Annotated in this window: 19 protein-coding genes; 10 read left to right on the top strand and 9 right to left on the bottom strand. The window is 68.4% G+C overall.

All coding sequences use genetic code 11. The annotated features are described in order from the left end of the window. Positions 1-19: 19 nt before the first annotated feature. Positions 20-3,187 carry an efflux RND transporter permease subunit gene (locus J8I35_RS10355; protein ID WP_209925253.1) on the bottom strand — a complete coding sequence of 1,056 codons (3,168 nt, stop codon included), beginning with the start codon at positions 3,185-3,187 and terminating at the stop codon, positions 20-22. A 185-nt stretch (positions 3,188-3,372) separates the two neighbouring features. Continuing rightward, positions 3,373-4,116, bottom strand: a complete 744-nt coding sequence (locus J8I35_RS10350) for a Crp/Fnr family transcriptional regulator (protein ID WP_050010976.1) — start codon at positions 4,114-4,116, stop codon at positions 3,373-3,375. Positions 4,117-4,284: 168 nt separating this feature from the next. Between J8I35_RS10350 and J8I35_RS10345 the strand changes: the two genes are divergently transcribed. Next, positions 4,285-5,937: an acyl-CoA synthetase gene (locus J8I35_RS10345; RefSeq protein WP_050010977.1), complete on the top strand. Its 1,653-nt coding sequence runs from the start codon at positions 4,285-4,287 to the stop codon at positions 5,935-5,937. Between the two features lie 37 nt (positions 5,938-5,974). Here the strand turns inward: J8I35_RS10345 and J8I35_RS10340 are convergent, their stop codons facing one another. The 3 genes from J8I35_RS10340 to J8I35_RS10330 form a co-directional block, all read right to left on the bottom strand. After that, positions 5,975-7,969, bottom strand: coding sequence for a methyl-accepting chemotaxis protein (locus tag J8I35_RS10340; protein WP_124554220.1), 1,995 nt, complete (start codon positions 7,967-7,969; stop codon positions 5,975-5,977). A gap of 139 nt (positions 7,970-8,108) precedes the next feature. Next, on the bottom strand, positions 8,109-8,540 hold the full coding sequence (locus J8I35_RS10335) for a YqaA family protein (RefSeq protein WP_209925251.1): 432 nt from the start codon (positions 8,538-8,540) through the stop codon (positions 8,109-8,111). Positions 8,541-8,622: 82 nt separating this feature from the next. Continuing rightward, positions 8,623-9,288 carry a LysE family translocator gene (locus tag J8I35_RS10330; protein ID WP_050010980.1) on the bottom strand — a complete coding sequence of 222 codons (666 nt, stop codon included), beginning with the start codon at positions 9,286-9,288 and terminating at the stop codon, positions 8,623-8,625. A 285-nt stretch (positions 9,289-9,573) separates the two neighbouring features. Here J8I35_RS10330 and J8I35_RS10325 point away from each other — a divergent pair, with 285 nt between their 5' ends. Then, complete coding sequence (locus J8I35_RS10325; RefSeq protein ID WP_006479115.1) at positions 9,574-10,056, top strand: Lrp/AsnC family transcriptional regulator; 483 nt, start codon at positions 9,574-9,576, stop codon at positions 10,054-10,056. Positions 10,057-10,860: 804 nt separating this feature from the next. On the opposite strand, the gene J8I35_RS10320 is transcribed toward J8I35_RS10325, so the two are convergent. Beyond that, positions 10,861-12,510 (bottom strand): IclR family transcriptional regulator C-terminal domain-containing protein, encoded by a 1,650-nt coding sequence (locus tag J8I35_RS10320; protein ID WP_209925249.1) that lies wholly within the window; start codon positions 12,508-12,510, stop codon positions 10,861-10,863. A gap of 177 nt (positions 12,511-12,687) precedes the next feature. Between J8I35_RS10320 and J8I35_RS10315 the strand changes: the two genes are divergently transcribed. From J8I35_RS10315 to J8I35_RS10305, 3 genes are all read left to right on the top strand, one after another. Beyond that, a complete protein-coding gene (locus J8I35_RS10315) occupies positions 12,688-13,647 on the top strand; it encodes an MBL fold metallo-hydrolase (protein WP_050010982.1) in 960 nt (319 codons plus the stop codon). 183 nt (positions 13,648-13,830) lie between these two features. Further along, the gene (locus tag J8I35_RS10310) at positions 13,831-15,183 is read left to right on the top strand and encodes an MFS transporter (RefSeq protein WP_124679545.1); all 1,353 of its coding nucleotides are present in this window, start codon (positions 13,831-13,833) and stop codon (positions 15,181-15,183) included. Positions 15,184-15,277: 94 nt separating this feature from the next. Further along, positions 15,278-16,627 carry an MFS transporter gene (locus tag J8I35_RS10305; RefSeq protein ID WP_124638105.1) on the top strand — a complete coding sequence of 450 codons (1,350 nt, stop codon included), beginning with the start codon at positions 15,278-15,280 and terminating at the stop codon, positions 16,625-16,627. Here the strand turns inward: J8I35_RS10305 and J8I35_RS10300 are convergent. After that, a complete protein-coding gene (locus J8I35_RS10300) occupies positions 16,624-17,424 on the bottom strand; it encodes an SDR family oxidoreductase (RefSeq protein WP_050010985.1) in 801 nt (266 codons plus the stop codon). The genes J8I35_RS10305 and J8I35_RS10300 overlap by 4 nt on opposite strands. Before the next feature lie 133 nt (positions 17,425-17,557). On the opposite strand from J8I35_RS10300, the gene J8I35_RS10295 reads away from it, so the two are divergent. Then, positions 17,558-18,517, top strand: a complete 960-nt coding sequence (locus tag J8I35_RS10295; protein ID WP_209925247.1) for a GlxA family transcriptional regulator — start codon at positions 17,558-17,560, stop codon at positions 18,515-18,517. A gap of 78 nt (positions 18,518-18,595) precedes the next feature. Further along, complete coding sequence (locus tag J8I35_RS10290) at positions 18,596-19,744, top strand: epoxide hydrolase (RefSeq protein ID WP_209925245.1); 1,149 nt, start codon at positions 18,596-18,598, stop codon at positions 19,742-19,744. A 101-nt stretch (positions 19,745-19,845) separates the two neighbouring features. On the opposite strand, the gene J8I35_RS10285 is transcribed toward J8I35_RS10290, so the two are convergent. After that, positions 19,846-20,337, bottom strand: a complete 492-nt coding sequence (locus tag J8I35_RS10285; RefSeq protein WP_050010988.1) for a 2,4'-dihydroxyacetophenone dioxygenase family protein — start codon at positions 20,335-20,337, stop codon at positions 19,846-19,848. 168 nt (positions 20,338-20,505) lie between these two features. Here J8I35_RS10285 and J8I35_RS10280 point away from each other — a divergent pair, with 168 nt between their 5' ends. Genes J8I35_RS10280 through J8I35_RS10270 form a run of 3 tightly spaced genes read left to right on the top strand, consistent with a single transcriptional unit; the run spans position 20,506 to position 22,587 of the window. Then, positions 20,506-20,976, top strand: a complete 471-nt coding sequence (locus J8I35_RS10280; RefSeq protein ID WP_209925243.1) for a MarR family transcriptional regulator — start codon at positions 20,506-20,508, stop codon at positions 20,974-20,976. Positions 20,977-21,013: 37 nt separating this feature from the next. Further along, the gene (locus tag J8I35_RS10275; protein ID WP_209925241.1) at positions 21,014-21,349 is read left to right on the top strand and encodes a hypothetical protein; all 336 of its coding nucleotides are present in this window, start codon (positions 21,014-21,016) and stop codon (positions 21,347-21,349) included. Next, positions 21,346-22,587, top strand: coding sequence for an MFS transporter (locus J8I35_RS10270; protein WP_209925239.1), 1,242 nt, complete (start codon positions 21,346-21,348; stop codon positions 22,585-22,587). Before J8I35_RS10275 ends, J8I35_RS10270 begins: the two co-directional genes overlap by 4 nt. A gap of 18 nt (positions 22,588-22,605) precedes the next feature. Here the strand turns inward: J8I35_RS10270 and J8I35_RS10265 are convergent, their stop codons facing one another. Continuing rightward, positions 22,606-23,556 carry a LysR family transcriptional regulator gene (locus J8I35_RS10265; RefSeq protein WP_050010992.1) on the bottom strand — a complete coding sequence of 317 codons (951 nt, stop codon included), beginning with the start codon at positions 23,554-23,556 and terminating at the stop codon, positions 22,606-22,608. Positions 23,557-23,621 lie beyond the last annotated feature (65 nt).

The raw sequence follows: 23,621 nt of genomic DNA, 5'->3' as shown, positions 1-23,621 counted from the left end.
CCGGGTAGTGGGGCGAAAGTCAGTGACCGGCCTGGCGCGCGCGTCGCCGGGCCAGTCGCGCATGCACGCCGCCGAACACGAGCGGCACGAACAGCAACGTCGAAACGGTCGCGAACAGCAGCCCGCCGATCACCGCGCGGCCGAGCGGCGCGTTCTGCTCGGCGCCTTCGCCGAGACCGAGCGCCATCGGCACCATCCCGATGATCATCGCGAGTGCCGTCATCAGCACCGGACGGATCCGTGTCGCGCCGGCTTCGAGCGCGGCCGTGAGCGGCGGCGCGCCGGCCGCGAGGCGCTGGCGCGCGAACGACACGACGAGAATGCTGTTCGCGGTCGCGACGCCGACCGTCATGATCGCGCCCGTCAGCGCGGGCACGCTCAGGTGCGTGCCGGTGACGAACAGCATCCAAGCGATGCCGGCGAGCGCGGCCGGCATCGCGCTGATGATGATCAGCGGGTCGAGCCACGACTGGAAATTGACGACGATCAACAGGTAGACGAGCACGATCGCCATCGCGACGCCCGCGCCGAGGCCGACATACGACGTGCGCATCGTCTCGATCTGGCCGCGCATCGTGAGGTCGGTGCCGCGCGGCAGCGTCGCGCGCGCGTCGGCCACGATGCGGTCGATCTCGCCCGCGACCGCGCCGAGATCGCGGCCCTCGACGCTCACGTACACGTCGATCGCCGGGCGAATGTTGTAGTGCGTGATCACGGCCGGGTTCACGGTGCTGCGCACCTGCACCAGGTTGCCGAGCAGTTGCAGCGGCATGCCCGTGCGGCCGCTGGCGGAGATCGGCGTGCCGAGCAGGTCGTCGACCGACGACAGGTTGTATTGCGGGGTCTGGATCTGCAGCGGGTACTGGACGCCGGTGCGCGGGTTGATCCAGAACGACGGCGTCGTCTGCGAACTCCCCGACAGCGAGATCAGCATGTTCTGCGCGACGTTCTGCGCGGAGAGATTGAGCTGCTGCATGCGCGTACGGTCCATGTCGGCCAGCAGGGTCGGTTCGTCGTTGCGTTGCAGCACGTGCACGTCGACGGCGCCGGGGATTTGCCTGATCTTTTTCATCAGGCTGCTCGCAATGGTCATGTTACTCGCGAGATCGTTGCCGAGCACCTGCACGTCGATCGCGGCCGGCTGCCCGAAGTTGAGGATCTGCGTGATGATGTCCGACGGCTGGAAGAAGAACTCGACGCCCGGGAAGCGTTGCGGCAGCAGCGTGCGCAGCGTCTCGACGTAGTGCGCGGTCGCGCGGTGGCCGGGCTTCAGCGCGATCAGCAGCTCGCCGTCGAGCGTGCCGATCGTGCCGGCGTTGCTGTACGACAGGTTGATGCCGCTCACCGGCAGCCCGAGGTTGTCGACGATCGCGCCGAGCTCGTCGGGCGGCACGGTTTCGCGGATCACGCGCTCGACCTGGTCGGCGAGCCGCGCGGTTTCCTCGATCCGGTAACCGGTCGGCGCACGCACGTGCAGCCGGAGGTTGCCGGAATCGGCGTTCGGGAAGAAGTCGCGGCCGAGCACGAACACGAGGCCCGTCGACAGCACGCAGAAGGCGAGGAAGCACAGCGCGTAGAAGCGGCGGCGCACGAGCAGGATGCTGAGCAGCACGATGTACCACGCGCGCAGCCGTTCGAACGCATGGTTGAACGCGTGATGGATGCGCGCGAAGCGCGACGTCGAAGCGGCGGGGCCGGTGCTCGCCTGCTGCGGGCGGAACAGCAGCATCGCGAGCGTCGGCACCAGCGTGCGCGACAGCACGTACGACGCGAGCATCGCGAACACGACGGCTTCCGCGAGCGGCACGAACAGGAAGCGCGCGACGCCGGTCAGGAAGAACATCGGCACGAACACGATGCAGATGCACAGCGTCGACACGAGCGCGGGCACCGCGATTTCGCCGGCGCCTTCGAGAATCGCTTCGTGCAGGTTGGTACCGAGGTGTAAGTGCCGCTCGATGTTCTCGATCGTGACGGTCGCATCGTCGACGAGAATGCCGACCGCGAGCGCAAGCCCGCCCAGCGTCATGATGTTGATGGTCTCGCCGAGCGCGGACAGCGCGATCAGCGACGTGAAGATCGACAGCGGGATCGAGATCGCGATGATCAGCGTGCTGCGCCAGTTGCCGAGGAACAGCAGGATCATCATCGCGGTCAGCACGGCGGCGATCAGCGCCTCGTGGATCACGCCCTGGACGGCCGCGTTGACGAACACCGACTGGTCGAACAGCGGCGTGATCGTGAGCCCTTCGGGCAGCGTCGGGATCACCTTCGGCAGCAGCGCCTTCAGGTCCGACACGACCTTGAGCGTCGACGCGTCGCCGCTTTTCAGGATCGAGATCAGCACGCCGCGCTGGCCGTTCTGGCGCACGACGTTGGTCTGCGGCGCGAAGCCGTCGCGCACCGCCGCGACCTCGCGCAGGTAGGTCGTCGCGCCGTTGATCGTCTGGACCGGCAGGTTGCTGATGTCGGCGACCGTATCGGCCGACGCGTTCGTGTCGATCCGGTATTCGGTCTGTCCCATCTTCGCTGTGCCGGTCGGCAGCACGAGGTTCTGCGCATTGACCGCGTTGACGATGTCGGCCGGCGTGAGGCCCTTCGCTTGCAGCGCCTGCGGATCGAGGTCGATCGCGACCACGCGCGTGCGGCCGCCGTACGGAAACGGAATCTGCACGCCCGGCACCGTGATCAGCTGCGGGCGCAGGAAGTTGAGCGCGATGTCGGCGAGCGACTGTTCGCTGAGCGTCTTGCTCGACAGCCCGAGCTGGATCACCGGAATGCTCGACGCGGAATAGGTGATCACGAGCGGCGGCGTCGCGCCCTGCGGCATCTGCCGCACGATCGCCTGCGCGGACGACACCGTCTGCGCGATCGCCGTCTGCACGTTCGCGCCCGGTTGCAGGAACACCTTCACGACCGCGATGCCGGGCAGCGACGTCGATTCGACGTGCTGGATGTTGTTGACGGTCGTCGTCAGGATCCGTTCATGGACGGACGTGATGCGATTCGTCATCTCCGTCGCGGAGAAGCCGCTGTAATTCCAGATCACGCTGATCACGGGGATGTTGATCGCGGGCAGCACGTCGACCGGTGTGCGCATCAGCGCAAGCGGGGTGGCCAGCACGATCATGATGGCCATCACGATGAACGTGTAGGGGCGCCTGAGCGCGAGATTGACGATCCACATGGAGGCAGCGGGGCAGGCGGTGATCGGGCGTCGGTGAAGGGAACCCGAATGATAGGCGTCGGCCCGCAACGGGTTACTGTCGCGAAACTGGCGGAATGGTCAGGTTGGGGCACGCCGGCCTTCGGCCGATTCCGCAGACGGAATGCGCGGCCGCGATGGCGACGGTTTCGTGCAGCGGGCGGCGCTCACAGCTGCTCCATGCCGAAGCGCGCGAGCGCATCGAGATCGACGACCTCGATCTGGTTGTACGCGAGCCGCAGCGCGCCGAGCTTCTCGAGCTGCTGCAGCGCCTGGTTGATCCGCTGGCGCGACACGCCGACGAGCATCCCCAGTTCCTCCTGCGAGATCGACAGCGACGGGCCGGTATCCGGATACAGCGCGGGGTTGAAGAGCTGCGCGAGCGCCTGCGCGACGCGCGCATCGACGTCGAGCAGCCGGCTGTTCTGGATCGACGCGATGAATTCGCCCATCCGGTTGTTCAGCTGATGAATCACGAAGCGCGTGAACGGCAGGCTCGTGTCGAGCAGCGCATGGAACGTGTCGACCGGCACGAACAGCACGGTCGAGCGCTGGATCGCGACGACCTCGTACTTGCGCAGCTCGCGCTTGATCACGCTGCCTTCGCCGAACCAGCCGCCCGACGGCACGCCGGAAAACGTGCAGCCGCGCCCCGACACGTTGAAGATCGCGAGCTTCAGCAGCCCTTGATGGACGCCGATCCAGTATGCGGACGGCGCGAGCCGGCGCGCGATCACGTCGCCGGCGTCGCACTGCACGACGTGCGACTGGGCGAGCACGAGCGCCTGGTGTTCGGGCGCCAGCGTGCGGAACCACGCGCACTGGCCGAACAGCGTCGCGAGCGGCGGCAGCGGGCCCGGTTCGGGGAGCGTATCGGCTGGCCGGGCGGCCGCGTCGGGATGGTCGTGCATGGGTGCGGGTTTGCGAGGATAGGGATAACGCGCAGCGCCTGAGCGGCACTCTGTCGTTTCGACGACAGACGGCTCACAATAGCGCCCGTTAGGCTGTCGGCCATTGAACCACATCAAGACGATCCGGGGTGCACGCATCCCGGTCGACAGAACACGGGAGACAGGATCATGACGCAGATGTTCGAGGCCGGGCTCGGCCGCCGCGATGCCAACTACGTACCGCTCACGCCGATCGATTTCCTGATCCGCGCGGCCGAAGTCTACGGCGAGCGCCTCGCGATCGTGCACGGCGACGTGCGGCGCACGTGGGGCGAGACCTGCACGCGCGCGAAGCAGCTGGCGAGCGCGCTCGCGCAGGCCGGTGTCGGTCGCGGCGACACGGTCGCGGCGCTGCTGCCGAACATCCCGGCGATGGTCGAGGCGCACTTCGGCGTGCCGATGGCCGGCGCCGTGCTGAACACGATCAACACGCGGCTCGACGTGTCGTCGGTGCTGTTCATGCTGCGTCACGGCGAGGCGAAGGTGCTGATCGTCGACACCGAATACGCGGAGCTCGCGCATCGCGCGGCGCTCGAGGTGCCGGGCCTGAAGATCGTCAGCGTGGCCGACGCGATGCCGGCCGACCCCGACCGTTTCGCGGGCGCGACCGACTACGAGGCATTCGTGGCGGGCGGCGACGCCGGCTACGCGTGGACGCCGCCCGCCGACGAATGGGAGGCGATCGCGCTGAACTACACGTCGGGCACGACCGGCGATCCGAAGGGCGTCGTCTACCACCATCGCGGCGCGTATCTCGCGGCGATCAGTAACATCCTCGAATGGGACATGCCGAAGCACGCGGTGTATCTGTGGACGCTGCCGATGTTTCACTGCAACGGCTGGTGTTTCCCGTGGGCCGTCGCGGCGCGCGGGGGCGTGAACGTGTGCCTGCGCAAGTTCGACGCGAAGACCGTGTTCGACCTGATCCGCCGCGAGCGCGTCACGCATTACTGCGGCGCGCCGATCGTGCAGAGCGCGATCGCGAACGCGCCGGCCGAGTTGCGCGCGGGGATCGACCATACGGTGCACGCGATGGTCGCCGGCGCGGCGCCCGCGCCGGCCGTGATCGCGAAAATGAAGGAAATCGGCTTCGACCTGCTGCACGTGTACGGGCTGACCGAGGTCTACGGCCCGGCGACCGTCTGCGCGAAGCAGGCGCACTGGGACGCCGTCTCCGACGAGGAACGCGCGCGGCTCAATGCGCGCCAGGGCGTGCGCTACCACCTCGAAGCGGGCGCGACGGTGCTCGATCCCGACACGATGACGCCGGTGCCGGCCGACGGCGAGACGCTCGGCGAGATCATGTTCCGCGGCAACATCTGCATGAAGGGCTACCTGAAGAACCCGAAGGCGACCGACGAGGCGTTCCACGGCGGCTGGTTCCATACCGGCGATCTCGCGGTGCTGATGCCGGACGGCTATATCCGGATCAAGGATCGCAAGAAGGACATCATCATCTCCGGCGGCGAGAACATCTCGAGTATCGAGGTCGAGGACGCGCTGTACCGGCATCCGGCGGTAGCCGTGGCGGCTGTCGTCGCGATGCCCGACCCGAAGTGGGGCGAGGTGCCGTGCGCGTTCGTCGAGCTGCGCGAAGGCGCGAGCGCGACCGAGGCGGAGATCGTCGCGCACTGCCGGCAACTGCTCGCGGGCTTCAAGGTGCCGAAGGTCGTGCGCTTCGGCGAGCTGCCGAAGACATCGACCGGCAAGATCCAGAAGTTCCAGTTGCGCCATGCGGTCGGCTCGGACAAGGCGATCGACCTGGCGGGCGACAAGAAGTAAGCGAGCCGCCCGGCCCAGGTCGATCATCGGTCGCCCGTCACGCGTTGCGTTCGAGCCGGAACACGCTGACCGCGTCCGACAACTGCGCGGCCTGGTCCCGCAACGCGACGGCCGCGCGCTCGGCATCGGAGATCAGCGTCGCATTCTGCTGTGTCGCTTCGCCGATCTGCGTGACGGCCAGGTTCACCTGCTCGATCCCGGTCGATTGTTCGCGCGACGCCGCGCTGATCTCGCCGATCAGCGTGCGGACCTGGTCGACCCGCGCGACGATGTCGCGCATCGTGCCGCGCGCGGCGTCCGCGATCCGGTAACCCTGTTCGACGGTCGTCGACGATTCGGCGCTCAGCGCGTCGATCTCCTTGACCGCGGCCGCGCTGCGCTGCGCCAACGCGCGCACCTCGGCCGCGACCACCGCGAAGCCCTTGCCGTGTTCGCCCGCGCGGGCGGCCTCGACGGCCGCGTTCAGCGCGAGGATGTTGGTCTGGAACGCGATGCCTTCGATCGCGCCGGTGATCTCCGCGATCCGGCGCGTCGCGCGGCCGATGTCGTCCATCGTCGCGACCACGCGCTGCACTGCGGCGTCGCCGTTCGTCGCGGCGGCCGATGCGTCCGCGACCAGCGCGTTGGCTTGCGCCGCGTGCTCGGCGCTTTGCTGCACGGCGGCGGTGATCTGCTCCATGCTCGCGGCCGTCTGCTCGACGCTGCTCGCCTGCGTCGCGATCCGCGCGGCGATGTCGCCGCTGCCGGCCGCGATGCCGACCGTACCGTGCGCGATGTCGGCCGCGCTGTTGCGCACCTGCGCGACGATCCGCGCGAGGCCGTCGCCGATCCCGTCGACCGCCTGCACGAGCCGGCCGATCTCGTCGTTGCCCGCGCTGCCTTGCTCGACCGCGCCCGCGCCCGCGCTGTCGCGAATGCGCACGCTGAGATCGCCTGCCGCATAGCGCTCGGACGCGCGGGCGGCGGCTTCCAGCGGCCGGCTCACGACGCGACGCACGACGATCACGAACAGCGTCGCGAACGCCGCGACCAGCACGGCGCCGATCATCAGGAAGCGGTTGCGGGTGGCGCGCATCGTGGCGAGCAGTTCGTCGTCGAGCGCGATGCCGCCGACGAGCCATTGCCACTGCGGAATCGTCGTGAAGGACACGACTTTCGCGGTCGGGCCAGCGTCGTGCGCGGCCGGGTCGGTCGACGTGTATGCGAGCCGGCCTTGGGCCGTCGCGAGCATCTGCGCGTAGGGCGCGCGCGTGTTGTCGGCCGGTTGGCCCGCCGCGTCGGGATGCACGACGAAGGCGCCGCGCGACGGGCCCTGCGATGCATCGAGCACGAAGTAGTAGCCGTTGTCGCCGATCTTCAGCGAGCGGATGCCGTCCTCGACCAGCTTGAGCTCGGCGCCGATGTCGAGGCCGACGAACAGCGCGCCGATCACGCGGCCGGTCGCGTCGGTCACCGGCTTGTACTGCGTGATGTACGACCGGCCGAACAGCTTCGCGAGGCCCGTATAGCTGCGCCCCGCGACCAGCGGCGCATACGCGGGGCCCGCGCGGTCGAGCTTGGTGCCGACGGCGCGCGCGCCGTCCTGCTTCTTCAGCGACGTCGTGATGCGCACGAAGTCGTCGCCGTCGCGTGCGAAGATCGTCGCGATCGCGCCGCTTTTCTTCAGGAACTGATCGGGAATCGAGTAATCGAGGTCGAGCGGCTGGCCGCCCGCGAAGAGGGTCGGCGCGGCGACGCCGCCGATATCGACCGTGCGTGCCGGGTCGAGCGAGAAGTCGGCCGGCAGGAAACTCGCGAACAGCGACATCGAGCGGTTGGCTTCGGCGGTGAGCGCCTTGTCGAACAGGTCGACCATCGCGCGGATCGACTGCTCCCTGTCGTCGATCCGCAGGTGCGCTTCTTCGGCGAGCTGCTGGCCGGCGAAATGGGCGAGCGTCCACGCGAACACGGTAAACAGCAGGGCGACGAGCGCGCACGCGAGCGCGGCCAGACGCGCGCCGACGCTCACCCGGCCCAATTGGGTCAGTCTCATGGAACATCCTGAGTGGGAGTGAGAGGGGGCGGAACGCACGCGTCACCGCTCGTGGACCCGTTAATACGGCAACTTTCGCGAAATCTTTAGCGGCTGCCGCGCATCGCGGGCCAGCAGGCGGGCGAAGGGAAAGCGGAGGTCAGTGGATGACGAGCCACGCGACGGCCAGATAGCGGCCGACCTTTGCGATCGTCACGATGACGAGAAAGGTCGGCAGCGGCTCGCGCAGCACGCCGGCGATCATCGTCAGCGGATCGCCGATCACCGGCGCCCAGCTCAGCAGCAGCGACCAGCGGCCGTAGCGCGCATACCAGCCCTCGGCGCGCGCCAGCGCCGACGGCTTGACCGGAAACCAGCGGCGCTCGCGAAAGTGCTCGATGCCGCGCCCGAGCGACCAGTTGATCGCCGAGCCGGCGACATTGCCGACGCTCGCGACGAGCACCAGCGCCCACACGGGCTCGCGGCCGGCGAGCAGCAGGCCGGCGAGCACGGCTTCGGACTGGAGCGGAAACAGGGTCGCGGCGACCATCGACACGGCGAACAGGCCGCCGTAAGTGAGCAATTCGGACATCGCGCGATTGTACCGGCGGCGTCGCCGCCGGTGCGGGGCGTGCGGTCGTGCGGTCGCGTGAAAAGAAACGCGTCGGCGGTGCTCAGTTCCAGCCGACCATGATCGCGCCCATTCCGACGAGCAGCCCGCCCGTCACGCGGTTCATCGCACGCATCCGCGCCGGCCGCTGCAACGCGCGGCTCAGCCGGTGCGAGAACAGCGCCATCGACGCGACGCCGCCCGCGAACAGCAGCGCGAACGTCGCGGCGAGCAGCAGATATTGAAGGTTCAGGCTCCAGTCGGCAGCCGGGCTGATGAACTGCGGAAAGAACGACGGAAAGAACAGCAGCGTCTTCGGATTCAGACCGGAAGTCGCGACGCCGCGCCAGAATAGCGTGCGTCCGGTGTCGGCGTCCGGCGCGGCGATTGCCGTTCCGGTGCCGGTGATGCCGGCCTCGGCCGGCGCCGCGGCTGCGCCGGCCGGCGCGCGGCTCAGCCATTGCTTGGCGCCGAGCCAGACGAGATACGCGGCGCCGGCCCAGCGCAGCACGGTGAGCGCGTGTTCGTCGAGGTGGACCAGCGAATTCAGGCACAGCGCGGTCAGCGCGAGTTGCAGCAGCACGGCGAGCGTGCCGCCCCAGACGCACGGCAGCGCGCGGCGCCAGCCGGTGCGCAGCGCCTGGTTCATCGTGAGCAGGTTGACGGGGCCGGGTGCGTAGATGAGGACGACGGAAGCAGCGAGGAACGACAGATAAAGCTTGAACGACATGACGGACGGGCAGGAACGGGGAAGCAGGCACCGGCCCCGCACGCGGTCGGATAGGCGTGCGGGCGGCGGGGAATCGCATGCCTGCCGGCCGGCACCGCAACTCGTGATTGCGGCCGTGCGTCCCGTTGCGAGGGGGTGATCGCGGGGAGCGTGCCGGGCAGCAGGCATGGAGAAAATGTATCAAGCGGGCCGGTTAAAAGGCTTCCTGTTTTCCAGCAAAACGGGCCTGAGACCGGAATGTCGTTCAGATAGAATGCCCATTTTTAGTAGAAGATTCTTCTCATCATGGCTACCCGCGAACGCACGCCGAAAACGCTCGACAATCAGGACCGCAAGATCCTCGGTGCATTGCAGAAAAATGCGCGTCTGTCGAACGCCGAACTGGCCGAACAGATCGGCATGTCGACCACCGCCTGCTGGAACCGCACGCGGCAACTCGAACTCGACGGCTACATCGACGGCTATGTCGCGCTGGTCAACCAGCGCAAGCTCGGCTACGCGGACATCGTGATCCTCGAAGTCACGCTCGATCGCCATGAAGACGACGCGCTGGCGCGCTTCGGCGCCGAACTGGCGGCGCTGCCCGAGGTGCTCGAGGCGTATCTGGTGTCGGGCGAGTACGACTACTGGATCAAGGTCGCGGTGGACGGCACGGCCGGCTACGAGCGCTTCCTGCGCGAAAAGCTGTACCGGATTTCGAGCATCCGTCACAGCCGTTCGATGTTCGCGCTGCGGTGCATGAAGGACGTGCCTTCGATTCAGGTGTGACGGGGAGAGACAGGAGCGCGGCCGTCGCTGTAACGACGGCGGGTGCGATCGGACCCGGGCGCGGAGAAAAACCGGCGAACGGCTTACAGGAAAGGCTCGCCGGGCAGACGGCCCGCGGGAGCACAAAAACGGATGAATCTTCCGTCCGGCATGGCCCGGCGCCAGCGCGCGCAGGAAGGGAAGAATGGCTTCCCGCCCGGACAACCGCCTGACGACGATCCGCGCCGATGCGAATCGGCGCCGGCTTCGGCCTGAAACACGGCCTCGAGACGACCTTGAAACGCTTCCGATGCGGTGAGCGCATCCGGCCGGGAAGGACGACCCCGGCCTCTTTCTACATGACCGGCGCGCCCGTCCAATAGGCCGCGCAACAGCCGCGGTCGGCGCGCGTCAGCGCAAGCGAATCAGGCGACCGGCGCTCCGCTCAGCGCGGCAGGCGCGCGTGTGCTTCAGCGATGACTTCGCAGTTCTCGAGGTGCAGTGCCCAGGCTTCCGCCAGCAGCTCGCCAACACGTGCGAGCCAGCCAGTGGATTGGGTGGAACGATCGGAGACATTAGACGTTTGCATGACGAAGCCCCATATAGGTGGCGAGTTAGGGATAACCCTAATCATAACGAAGCGGCCCCGCTTTGTGAAATGCGATTTCGTTATATGAGAATTACTGACAATTCATGTTGCTGCTGCGCAACATGGACATTGGCGGCCCGCAGTTGTCGGGCAGGCGTGACGACGCCGTGCCGGCGCGGCCTCGCGGGCAGAAAGAAGCGGAGTCGAACGTACGTACGTCGGGGAAAAGGGCGCGGCTACCGGCCGATCCACCCGAAGCGCCAGGACAGCCGTCGCGTCGCGGCGCGCAGCGTCTGCGCCAGCGCGCTGTCCGGCCCGCGCGGGAAGCCGCGCGACGAGCCGATGATCGCGATCACGAGCCGGATGCTGCCGGTGTGATCGAACACGGGCGCGGCAATCGTGCCGATGCCCGGCACCGGCGCGTCGAACGCGAAATCGAGTTCGTCCGCGCGGATCGCCGCGAGCCGTGAGCGGAAGGCCGCGTCGTCCGGCGCGGTGCGCGCGCCGGCGAGCCGCACGGGCTCGTCGGCGAGTAGGTCGGCCAGCACGTCGTCGGACATGCCGGACGCGAAAACCCGACCGATCGCCGTATTGACGAGGGACATCACGGTGCCGACCTGCAGGCTCACGTGCTGCGGCCGCGCCGATTCTTCCAGCCGGATCACGGTCGGCCCGAGCGGCCCGAGCGTCGCGGCGGCCACGCTCATGTCGGTCGCGCCGGCGAGCGCGACGATCTCGGCTTCCGCGTCGCGCGTCGGCGACACGCGCTGCATCGCGATCAGGCCGAGCGCCTGCGCGAGCGGGCCGCCGTCGAAACAGCCGGCGTCGTCGCGGCTCAGCAGGCCGATCTTCTGCAGGCTGACCAGATGCGGAAACGCCTTCGCCGCCGGCATGCCCGCCGCCGTCGCGAGATCGCGCAGCGGCAGCGCGCGGCCCGCCGACACCAGCGCGAGCAGCAGGTCGCCGGTGCTGTCGAGCGCATTGATCCCGCGCTGTGCTTTCGCGTCGTCGGCGAGCGCGGGCGGTACGCGCGCGGTGCCCGGCGCCGGTGCGGGCGCCGGCTCCGCACGCACCGCACCGAGCGACGCGGTGGCCTGCCGCGCCGCGTCGCGCAACGCCGCGGCGATCGGGCCGTTCCAGTCGACATCGATCGAACCCGTCGAACCGATGACCGTCAACGCGAGCTGCAGGCGCCCGTGCGCATCGAAGACGGGCACGCACATTCCGCTGACGCCCGGGCTCGGCCGGTCGATGCTGCGTTCGATGCCGCGCGCGCGGATCGCGTCGAGTTCGACGTGTTGCGCAGCGGCATCCGGCACGACCGGCTCGCGTTCGGCGCCCGCCAGCGTACCGCCCGCGCCGGCCTGGCTGGCCGCCATCGCGTTGATGTGCGCGGCGTCGCCGAACGCGCGGAACACCCGGCCGGTCGCCGTGGTGTCGAGCGACATCACCGAACCGACGTGCAGGTTCATGTGCAGCGGATAGCCGCCGTGCTCGATGCGCACGATCGTCGGGCCGAGCACGCCCGGCACCGACAGCGCGACGCTCAGGCCGACCGTTTCCGCGAGCCGCGCCGCATGCGGCAGCGTCGCGCGGTAGGCCGGCTGGCGCTCGATCGACATCAGCCCGAGCCGCAGCGACAGCGGGCCGGGCTCGTAGTTGCCGGTGATCGCATCGCGCTTCACCAGCGCGAGCCGCGTCAGGCTCACGAGATAGGTGTGCGCCTGCGCGGTGGAGAGCTCGGCCGCCGCGGCCAGTTCCGACAGCCCGAGCGGCTTGCGCCGGCGCGCGAACGCGTCGAGCAGCCGGCCGCCGACCTCGACGCTCTGGATGCCGCGCTGCGCCTTGGGCGGCGCGTCGTCCGCGCTGACTTCGTGGTTCTGCACGCGATGATTCTTCCGTTGACGAAACCCCGCATGGTATCCGACGCCGTTTTCAGCGCCAGCCCGCAGGTTTACCCGTATTAGACAATAGCAAGCGCGTTTGCCATTGACAAATATTCGGCGCAAGCCGATGATCCGCTCATTCCCCTCAACACATGGCTCGCAGCCACGGAACGCACAATGGCCAAAGCATTCGCCTCCCAAGCCGATCTGGAAGAGAAGAAAGTCACCTGGACGAAGCTGTCCGAGAACGCGTACGCGTACACCGCCGAAGGCGACCCGAACTCGGGCGTGATCATCGGCGACGACAGCGTGCTGATCGTCGACACGACCGCGACGCCCGCAATGGCGCAGGACCTGATCGCGAAGATCCGCAGCGTGACCGACAAGCCGATCAAGCACGTGGTGCTGTCGCACTACCACGCGGTGCGCGTGCTCGGCGCGTCCGCGTACTTCGACGAAGGCGCGCAGCACGTGATCGCGAGCCGCGGCACGTACGAGATGATCGTCGAGCGCGGCGAGGCGGACATGAAGTCGGAGATCGAGCGCTTCCCGCGCCTGTTCGCCGGCGTCGAGACGGTGCCGGGGCTGACCTGGCCGACGCTCGTGTTCGAGCGCGAGATCACGCTGTTCCTCGGCAAGCTCGAAGTGAAGATCATGCACGTCGGCTCGGGCCACACGAAGGGCGACACGATCGTGTGGCTGCCGTCGCAGAAGGTGCTGTTCTCGGGCGACCTCGTCGAATACGACGCGGCCTGCTATTGCGGCGACGCACAGCTCGAACAGTGGCCGGCCACGCTCGAGGCGCTGCGCGCGCTCGGCGCCGAGAAGCTCGTGCCCGGCCGCGGCCCCGCGCTGCTGAATCCGGCCGAAGTGAACAAGGGCCTCGACTACACGAAGGATTTCGTCACGACGCTGCTCGCGCAGGGCCGCAAGGCCGTCGAGCGCAATCTCGACCTGAAGGCGGCGATGGCGCTCACGCGCGAGGCGATGGACCCGAAGTTCGGCCACGTGTTCATCTACGAGCACTGTTTGCCGTTCGACGTGTCGCGCGCGTTCGACGAAGCGAGCGGCATCGCGCATCCGCGCATCTGGACCGCGCAGCGCGACAAGGACATGTGGGCCGCGCTGCAGGAGTGAATCGCACGCGGCGGGGCGGCATTCGCATGATCGCCTCGCCGTTTCACTGAGGGTTGCGGCATCCGCGGCGGCATCGCGCCGCGGTGCCGGCAGCCGTATCCGGTCTCACAAGAAAGCAGGGCGCATGCACGCCCTCGGAGACTGCCGCGCGCTCGACATCGCGCGGCCCGTTTGGAGAGAGACATGCCCCAATCGCTTCCCGCCGAAGCGACGCTCGCGCACGCGAGCGCTTCGGCGCCGACTTCCGCATCCGCATTCGGCGATGCGCTGCTGTTCCGCAAGATCGCGTGGCGGATCGTCCCGTTCCTGTTCCTCTGCTACGTCGTGTCGTTTCTCGACCGCATCAACATCGGCTTCGCGCAGTTGCAGATGAAGCACGATCTCGGCTTCAGCGATGCGATGTACGGCCTCGGCGCCGCGGTGTTCTACGTCGGCTACGTGTTTTGCGAAGTGCCGAGCAACATGCTGCTCGCGCGGTTCGGCGCACGCCGCACGTTCACGCGAATCATGCTGCTGTGGGGCCTTGCGTCGACCGGGATGATGTTCGTGTCGCAGCCGTCGCATTTCTACGTGCTGCGCTTCCTGCTCGGCGTGTTCGAGGCCGGCTTCTTCCCCGGCATCGTGCTGTACCTGACCTACTGGTTCCCCGCGAACCGGCGTGCGGCGGCGATCTCCGTGTTCTTCGCGGGCGTCGCGGTGGCCGGCGTGCTCGGCGGGCTGCTGTCCGGCTGGATCATGCGCGACATGAGCGGCGTGCTCGGCCTGCACGGCTGGCAGTGGATGTTCGCGATCGAAGGCGCGCCGGCGATCCTGCTCGCGTTCGCCGCGTTCACGTTGCTGGTCGACCGGCCGCAGGACGCGACCTGGCTCACGGCCGACGAAAAGGCGCGCGTCGCCGCGCTGTGCGCCGAAGGCCGCGCACACGGCGGCGCGCACGACGGGCGCAGCGTGCTGGCCGCGCTCGCGAACCCGCGCGTGTACCTGTTCGCGTTCATCTATTTCTCGCTGACCTGTGCGTCGCTGACGCTCAACTTCTGGATGCCGCTGATGATCCGCGACTTCGGCGTGACCGACGTCGTGGCCGTGAGTCTCTACACGGTCGTGCCGAATGCGGTGGGCGCGGTGGGGCTGGTGCTGATCGCGCGCCGCTCGGACCGCACCGGCGAGCGGCGCAAGCACTTCGCATGCTGCACGATCGGCGGCGGCCTCGCGCTTGCGGCGCTGACGCTGCACCTGCACAGCTTCGCGGCGATGCTCGCGTGCCTGTCGGTCGCGGCGACGCTGATCTTCGCCGCGCTGCCGATCTTCTGGGCCGTGCCGACCCGCTACCTGTCCGGCAACGCGGCCGCGGCCGGAATCGCGCTGATCAGCAGCATCGGGATCACGAGCGGCATCGTCAGCCCGTGGGTGATCGGGATGATCCGCACGCGCACGGGCAGCATGGATCTCGCCGTGTACCTGCTCGCCGCGCTGCTGGTCGCGAGCGGCGTGGCGCTGATGGTGGGCGTGAAGGGAGAATCCGTGCGGCGCGGCTGAACGTCGGCTTTGGCCGGTCGCCGTCGGTGGGCGGCGGCGACTGGCGTCGCGGTTCCCGCCCGGCCCGTATTCGCATCCATCGAGGAGACGATCGATGTCCATCCCCTTGCAAGCGGACGCCGCGCACGCGGCTGCGTCCGGTTCCGCCGCGCCCGGCAACGACGCGCTGTACCGCCGCATCGGCATCCGGATCGTGCCGTTCCTGTTCGTCTGTTACATCGTGTCGATTCTCGATCGCAGCAACATCGGCTTCGCGCAGTTGCAGATGCGGCAGGATCTCGGCCTGACCGATGCGATGTACAGCCTCGGCGCGGTACTGTTCTTTGTCGGCTACGTGCTGTTCGAGGTGCCGAGCAACGCGCTACTGCGCCGCTTCGGCGCAAGACGCACGTTCGCGCGGATCATGGTCCTGTGGGGTGCGGTGTCGGTCGCGATGATCACCGTCGACAGCGCGAAGCAGTTCTACGTGCTGCGGTTCCTGCTCGGGCTGTTCGAAGCCGGTTTCTTCCCCGGGGTGGTGTTCTATCTGACGTACTGGTATCCGGCGCGCCGGCGCGCGTCGGTGCTGTCGATCTTCTATGCGGGCGTCGCGGTGGCCGGCATGATCGGCGGGCTGCTGTCGGGCTGGCTGATGCGCGCGATGTCTGGCGTGCTCGGGCTGCACGGCTGGCAATGGATGTTCGCGATCGAGGGCGCGCCCGCGATCCTGCTCGGCGCGATCGCATGGTTCTGGCTGTGCGACCGCCCCGAACACGCGCGCTGGCTGTCCGACGACGACCGGCAACGGCTCGCGGCCGACCTGGCCGCCGATCGTGCCGGTGCGCCCGCGCACGCGGCTGCTTCGCTGCGGCGGGTATTGGCCGAGCCGCGTACCTACCTGTTCGCGTTCATCTATTTCTCGCTGACGACCGCGTTGCTGATGCTGCTGTTCTGGATGCCGCTGATGATTCGCGAATTCGGCATTCACGACGTCGTGCACGTCAGCCTGCTGTCGATCGTGCCGAACGCGATAGGCGCGGCAGGCCTGATCGCGATCGCGCGGCGCTCGGACCGCAAGCGCGAACGCCGCCGGCATTTCGCCGCGTGCGCGTTCGGCGGCGCGGTGGCGCTCGCGTTGCTGACGCTGCACCTGCCGAGCATCGTCGCGATGATGGCGTTGCTGTCGATCGCGGCGATGCTGATCTTCGCCGCGCATCCGGTGTTCTGGGCCGTGCCGTCCGCGTATTTCGCGGGGGCCGGCGCAGCGGGCGGGATCGCGCTGATCAGCAGCATCGGCGTATCGAGCGGGATGATTACGCCGTGGATCGTCGGCGTGATCCGCACGCGCACCGGCAGCATGGATGCGGCGATGCTGATGATCGCCGGATTGCTGGCCGCGTGCGCGGTCGCGATGCTGCTTGGCGTGCGCGCCACGCCGCGCGGCGCAGGCCCGGCCGACACCTAGCGAGCCGCAGTGTAGCGCGGGGCCGGCGTATCGGCCGACAAATGCGGCGCCATCGTGCGGCGCGCGGCCTCGTACGCGTCCCATTCGTCACCCGCATGCAGCGAAGGGATCGTCACGAGCTCGCCGCGATCGAATCCGACCAGCGCCGCATCGACCATGTCCGGCGCCGTCATCACGATTTCCTTCGGCAGGTGCTCCAGCGGCAGGCCGCCCGTCTGCCAGAAATCGGTGGCCGTCGCGCCGGGCAGCACGGCCTGCACCTGCACGCCCTTGTCGGCGAGCTCGTGATGCAGCGACTGGCTGAACGCGAGCACGAAGGCCTTGCTGCCGCCGTACACGCCGTTCAGCGTTTCCGGCGAGATCGCGACGATCGACGAAATGTTGATCACCGCGCCGCGGCCGCGCGCGACGAAGCCGGGCACGGCCGCATAGGTCAGCCGCGTGAGCGCGGTCACGTTCAGGTCGATCATCCGCGTCATCGCGTCGACGTCGCTGTCGAGCAGCGGCGCATGCGTGCCGATGCCCGCGTTGTTCACGAGCAGCGTGATGCTCGCGTCCTGTTTCAGCTTCGCTTCGACGGCGGCGAGCGCCGCGCGGTCGTTGAGGTCCGCGTCGACGATCTCGACGCTGCGCTGCGTGTCGTTCGTGATGCGCTCGGCGAGGGCGCTCAGCCGGTCGCGGTTGCGCGCGACCAGGATCAGGTCGTAGCCGCGGCGCGCGAGGCGGTCCGCGTAGACGGCGCCGATGCCCGACGACGCGCCGGTAATGACAGCGGTACCGCGATGTGCTTGCGTCATGATGTACTCCGTTTTGATGAGAATGGCCGGATGGCGTGAAGGCATTCTGGCCTCGAAGCGCGGCGACACAAATGACGTAGATAGGTATGATTTCGGACATCGGGGCCAATCGGCACGAAACCGGAGAACGCGGATGCACCGAATCGGCTTTCTGATCAGCGACGGCTTCCAGATCATGGCGCTCGCCGCGCAGTCGGTGTTCGAGTACGCGAACATGGGGATGGACGCGCCGTTCTACGCGATGGACAGCTATTCGGTCGACGGCGGCGACGTGCGCTCGTCGCTCGGGCTGCCGGTCGCCACGCGCGCGCTGCGCGGGCGGCTCGGCGTCGACACGTGGATCGTCGCGGGCGTCAACGATCCGCTCGCCTCGCCGGCGCCGGCCGGCGTCGTTGCCTACCTGCGCCGCGCGAACGGGCAGGCGCGGCGGATCGCCGGCATCTGCACGGGCGCGTTCGTGCTGGCCGAGGCCGGGCTGCTCGCGCAGCGCCGCGCGACCACGCACTGGGCGTTCGGCCGCGGCATGCAGCGGCACTACCCGGAGATTCGCGTCGAGGACGACCGGATCTTCATCGTCGACGGCCCGATCTGGACGTCGGCCGGGATGACGGCCGGCCTCGATCTCGCGCTCGCGATGGTGGAAAAGGACCTCGGCGCCGACGCCGCGCGCTCGGTCGCGCACAAGCTGGTGATGCATCAGCGCCGGGCCGGGGGCCAGTCGCAGCATTCGGAAATGCTCGAGCTGGCGCCGAAATCCGACCGGATCCAGAACGCGCTCAACTACGCGCGGCAGAATCTCGGCCGCGCACTGACCGTCGAGGAGCTGGCCGAGGCCGTGCACCTGAGCCCGCGCCAGTTCAGCCGCGTGTTCACGCTCGAAACCGGGCAGTCGCCGGCGAAGGCGATCGAGCGGCTGCGGCTCGAATCGGCGCGGCTGATGATCGAACAGAGCCGCCATCCGCTGGACGTGATCGCGAAGGAGAACGGTTTTCGCGACCGCCGGCACATGCACGACGCGTTCGTGCGCGGGTTCGGCGTGCCGCCGCAGGCGCTGCGGCGCGATGCGCGGGCGGGCGAGCGGGAAGCGGGCTGACGGGCGCAGCCGTACGCCGCCAGCGCCGGTCGGGAAAATCGCGCAGAATCCCGTCGACATGTTTCGCGAGGAGACACGATGCACGCCGAGCCGTTCGACATTGCGATACCCGATCAAGCACTTGACGACCTGCGTCGACGTCTGCACGACACCCGCCCGCCGAACCTGGCGCCTGCCGAGCCGTGGCAGCAGGGTGTAGACGGCGCGTGGCTGCATGAGCTGGCCGCGTACTGGGCCGACGGCTTCGATTGGCGCGCGGCGGAACGCGCGCTGAATCGGCTGCCGCAGTTCGTCGCGGACGTCGGCGGCCGGCGCGTGCACTTCGTGCATCGGCGCGGCACAGGCCCGAAACCCTATCCGCTCGTCGTCACGCACGGCTGGCCCGGTTCCGTATTCGAATTCCATGCGTTGATCGATCGCCTGTGCGATCCGGCCGCGTTCGGCGGCGATCCGGACGACGCATTCGACATCGTCGCGCCGTCGCTACCAGGCTTCCTGTTTTCTCCGGCGCCTGCGGTGCCCGGTACATCGGCGCTCCAGGTCGCCGACTGCTGGGCGGAATTGATGGCCGGCCTCGGCTACCGACGCTTCGGCGCGCAGGGCGGCGACCTGGGCGCGGGCGTGTCGGTCGCGCTCGGCGCGCGGCACGAGGGCGTGGTCGACGGCATCCATCTGAACTATCTGCCCGGCAGCTACGAACCGCCGATCGACGCGGCGCGGCCGCTGACCGACGACGAACAGGCGTTCCTGAAGCAGCGCGGCGACTGGGCGGCGCTGGAAGGCGGGTACGCGCACGTCCACATGACGAAGCCGCGGACGCTGGCCGTCGCGCTCAACGATTCGCCGCTCGGGCTGGCCGCGTGGATCGCCGAGAAATTCCGTGCGTGGAGCGATTGCGACGGCGACGTCGCGCGGCGGTTTTCGTACGACACGCTGTTGACCGGCATCTCGCTCTATTGGTTCACCGGCTGCATTGGCTCGTCGATGCAGATGTATTGGGAGAACCGGCTGCAGCCGATGCGGTTTCCCCCCGGGCAACGCCTGGCGGTGCCCGTCGGTTTCGCGCGCTTCCCGAGGGAAATCAGCCGCCCGCCGCGCAGTTGGCTCGAACGCGTATTCGACGTGGTGCAGTGGACCGACATGCCGAGCGGCGGCCATTTCGCGGCGATGGAGGAGCCGGATTTGCTGGCCGACGATATTCGGCGGTTTTTCAGGCGTTTTCGATAACGAGCGGGGCGGTCGGCGACGCGTGCGAAGTACGCCGGTGGCCATCCTGGCAACCGGGTGCGGCCGCATCGCGCGGATCGCGCCGACGCCTATCTCGAGTCTTACCGCGTAACGAACGCCGTGGCCGCATCCGGCGCCGTACGCGCATGCTTGCGCTGGCGCAGCAGCGCGACGCGGCAGTTCTCGCGCGCCGTTTCGCGGCCGTCGTCGTCGAGCAGCACGAGGTCGCCGCGCATCACGTTCAGCGTGATCACATCCTCGCCCGGCGCGCCGAGCGTTTCCGGCGTATGTACCGAGCCGGCCGGTTCGAGCACCGTCGAACCGGCGTGCGCGACCCAGTCGTATTCGCGGTAGCGCCACGCACCCTGCAGCGTATGGACGAATACCTCGCCGTCGTGCCGATGGCGCGGAAGCGTGCCGCCGGCCGGCATCTTCAGCAGCGCGGTGAGCGTGTCCTCGGCCGCGTTGATGTGCAGGTACTTGATCGCGAGCCCCGGCAGGTCGGCGCTCATCGGCAGCCACGGCAGCGCGTCGCCGGGCAGGCACGAGATCGGCGGCAGGTCGGTGGAGAGCGGGGCGGACGGCTGCGTCATGGCGGAAGGCGGGGTGGAAACGGGAAGCCCGCATTATCGCAGAGGCGGATCGCGCGGCCGAACGGGACACGACCGCGTGCCGAAAACGGGGGCGACAGCCGGCTCCTTACACGATGAAATATACAGTCAAACTGTACAGTTTGACTGTCGATGTGTTATCTTGAATTGATGAACTCGCCATCGTCTCTCCCCGACACGCTCCCCCTGGCCGGTCTCGCCGGCGACCTCCGCATCTCGGTCGGCAAGCTGATGCGGCGGATGCGGGAGCAGACCCATCCGAACGACCTCACGTCGTCGCAGAAATCGGTATTGCTGCGGCTCGATCGCGACGGCCCGGCGACCGTATCGGCGCTTGCACGCGCCGAAAGCGTGCGCCCGCAGTCGATGCGCGTGACGGTCGCGACGCTGGAGGCGCTCGGCGCGGTCGCCGGCGCGCCCGATCCGACCGACGGCCGGCAGACGCTGATCGCGCTCACGCCCGGTTTCCGCAAGGTGCTGCAAGCGAACCGCGCGGCCAAGGACGACTGGCTGTTCCGCGCGCTGCACGCGCAACTGTCGGCGGCGGAACAGGCCGAGCTCGCGGCGGCCGTGAAGCTGCTGCAGCGGCTCGCCGAATTCCAGGACCCGGCGCGTTCGTAAACCGTATCGACCCGCTCGCTGAAAGGATGGCTCGCCCATGAACTTCCTGCATCTCGTGTCGTACTTCTTCGGCGGCGCGTTTCTCGCGAATGCCGCGCCGCATCTCGTCAGCGGGCTGCGCGGCGAGCCGTTCCAGACACCGTTCGCACATCCGCCCGGGCGCGGACTGTCGTCGTCGACCGTGAACGTGGTGTGGGGCGTCGTGAACCTCGTCATGGCTTATGCGCTCGTGCGCCGGGCCGGCGATTTCGACCTGAAGATCACGGCCGACGCGGCGGCGTTCGGCCTCGGCATCCTCGTGCTGGGGCTGTTCCTTGCGCGCCATTTCGGCGAACTGCACGGCGGCAACGCGTCCGACCGGGAGCGGCGATGAGCGTGCCGGCCGCGGGCGTGTTCCGCTCGCTTCGCAGCTTCAACTATCGCGTGTGGGCGATCGGCTCGCTGGTGTCGAACATCGGCACGTGGATCCAGCGCACCGCGCAGGACTGGCTCGTCCTCACGCAGCTCACGCATCACGACGCATCGGCGGTCGGCACGGTGATGGCGCTGCAGTTCGGCCCGCAACTGCTGCTGTTGCCGTGGACCGGCTACGCGGCCGACCGCTTCGACCAGCGCAAGCTGCTGATGGCGACGCAGGCGCTGATGGGCGCGCTGGCGCTCGTGCTCGGCGTGCTGACGGTCACCGGCGCCGTGCGGCTCGAGCACGTTTACGTGTTCGCGTTCCTGTTCGGCTGCGCGTCGGCGTTCGACGCGCCGGTGCGGCAGACCTTCGTTGCGGAACTGGTCGGCGACCGCGAACTCGCGAACGCGGTCGCGCTCAATTCGACGTCGTTCAACGCCGCGCGGATGGTCGGCCCGGCGGCGGCCGGCTTCCTGATCGCATCGGTCGGCACCGGCTGGGCGTTTCTCGCGAACGGGCTCAGCTTCTTTGCGGTGCTGGCGTCGCTGTCGCGGCTTCGGGAAGACGAATTGCGCGCGAACGTGCAGGCAGGCCGCTCGCGCGGCAGCCTGCTCGACGGGTTCCGCTACGTATGGCATCGCCCGGACCTGACGGCGATCCTCGTGATGCTGTTCCTGATCGGCACGTTCGGGCTCAATTTCCCGCTGTTCATTTCGACGATGGCCGCCAGCGTGTTTCACGTCGATGCGCGCGGGTTCGGCTTCCTGTCGTCGATGATGGCGGTCGGCACGATCTCGGGCGCGCTGCTCGCCGCGCGCCGCGAGCAGCCGCGGTTTCGTCATCTGTGGATCGGCGCGGCGCTGTTCGGGCTCGGCTGCACGTTCGCCGCGCTGGCGCCCGGCTACTGGTCGTTCGCGGCCGCACTGGTGCTGACCGGCATCGCCGCGATCACCTTCATGAATTCCACGAACAGCCTGATGCAGCTCTCCACCGAGCCGGCGATGCGCGGCCGCGTGATGGCGCTGCGCCTCGCGGTCGCATTGGGCGGCACGCCGATCGGCGCGCCGGTGGCCGGCTGGGTCGCGAACCATCTCGGCCCGCGTTGGGCGCTCGGCCTCGGTGCGGCGTCGGGCTTTGCCGCGGCGCTCGTCGCGACCCATTTCGTCACGCGCGAGCGCGCGCAGCCGCGCGCGGCCGACGATGGGGCCTGAACGAAGCCGAAGCCGCCGCTACGCCGCCGGCAACACCGCCGCATGCGCGGCTTCGAGACACGTCTGGAACAGCAGCGCCGCCCGCGACGGCTGCGGCGAGCGTCGCAGCAGGCTCACGAACCGGCACCGGTAATTGAACCGGTGCGGCGCGATCGGCTGCATCAGCCCCTTGTTGTCGAAACTTTCCGCGTAGTGATCGGGCAGGAAGCCCAGATAGCGGCCCGACAGGATCAGCGTTGCAATCGATTCCTGGTCCGACGCGGTCGCGCTGCGCGTGAGCTTCGCGCGATGGCTCAGCTCCATGTTCGGCGAATGGAAACCGAGCCCCGCGAACGCGTGGTGGCGGATCGTCGTCCACGTGAGCTTGCCGTGCGGCGCGTCGAACAGCGGATGCTGGCGGCCGCAGTACAGCAGCATCCGTTCGTCGAACAGCGCCGAATACACGAGGCTGCCGGAGTTGCGGTGCGCGGGAATGATCCCGACGTGGTAGCTGCCGTCGATCACCCCGCGTTCGACCTCGTTGATCGACGCGACGTGCAGGTTCAGCGCGACGTCGGGCGCCTCGTCCGCGAACTGGCGGATCGCGTCGCCCAGGCGCGCATGCGGGTTGGTCGCCGTCTTGTCGAACACCGCGATGTGCAGTTCTCCGCCCATCTTGTCGTGAATCCCGTCGATTCTGCTGCGAAATGCCTCCATCGACGCGAGCAGCCGCAGCGTTTCCTCGTACACCGTCTGCCCCTCGGGCGTCAGCGTGAAGCCCGCGCGGCCGCGCCGGCACAGCACGAGGCCGAGCCGCGTTTCGAGATCCTTCACGTGCCGGCTGATCGTCGAGATGCCGATATTCAGTTCCAGTTCGGCCGCCGCCATCCCGCCGCACTGCACGACGCCCTTGAAGACCCGCAGCAGGCGGAGATCCATGTCGCTGAGCTGCCCGAGCAACGCGCGGCTCTTCGGTTTCTTTGCTTGCATAGTTGCGCAAGTGAACATTGATATTGCGATATTCAAAAGACTAATTGGCGTCCCGACAATGCGCA

The organism is Burkholderia sp. CpTa8-5, assembly GCF_017815045.1.
GTDB classification, from domain to species: domain Bacteria; phylum Pseudomonadota; class Gammaproteobacteria; order Burkholderiales; family Burkholderiaceae; genus Burkholderia; species Burkholderia sola.
Note: the sequence above shows the minus strand (reverse complement) of the source record. Positions and strands in the feature narration are given on the sequence as shown.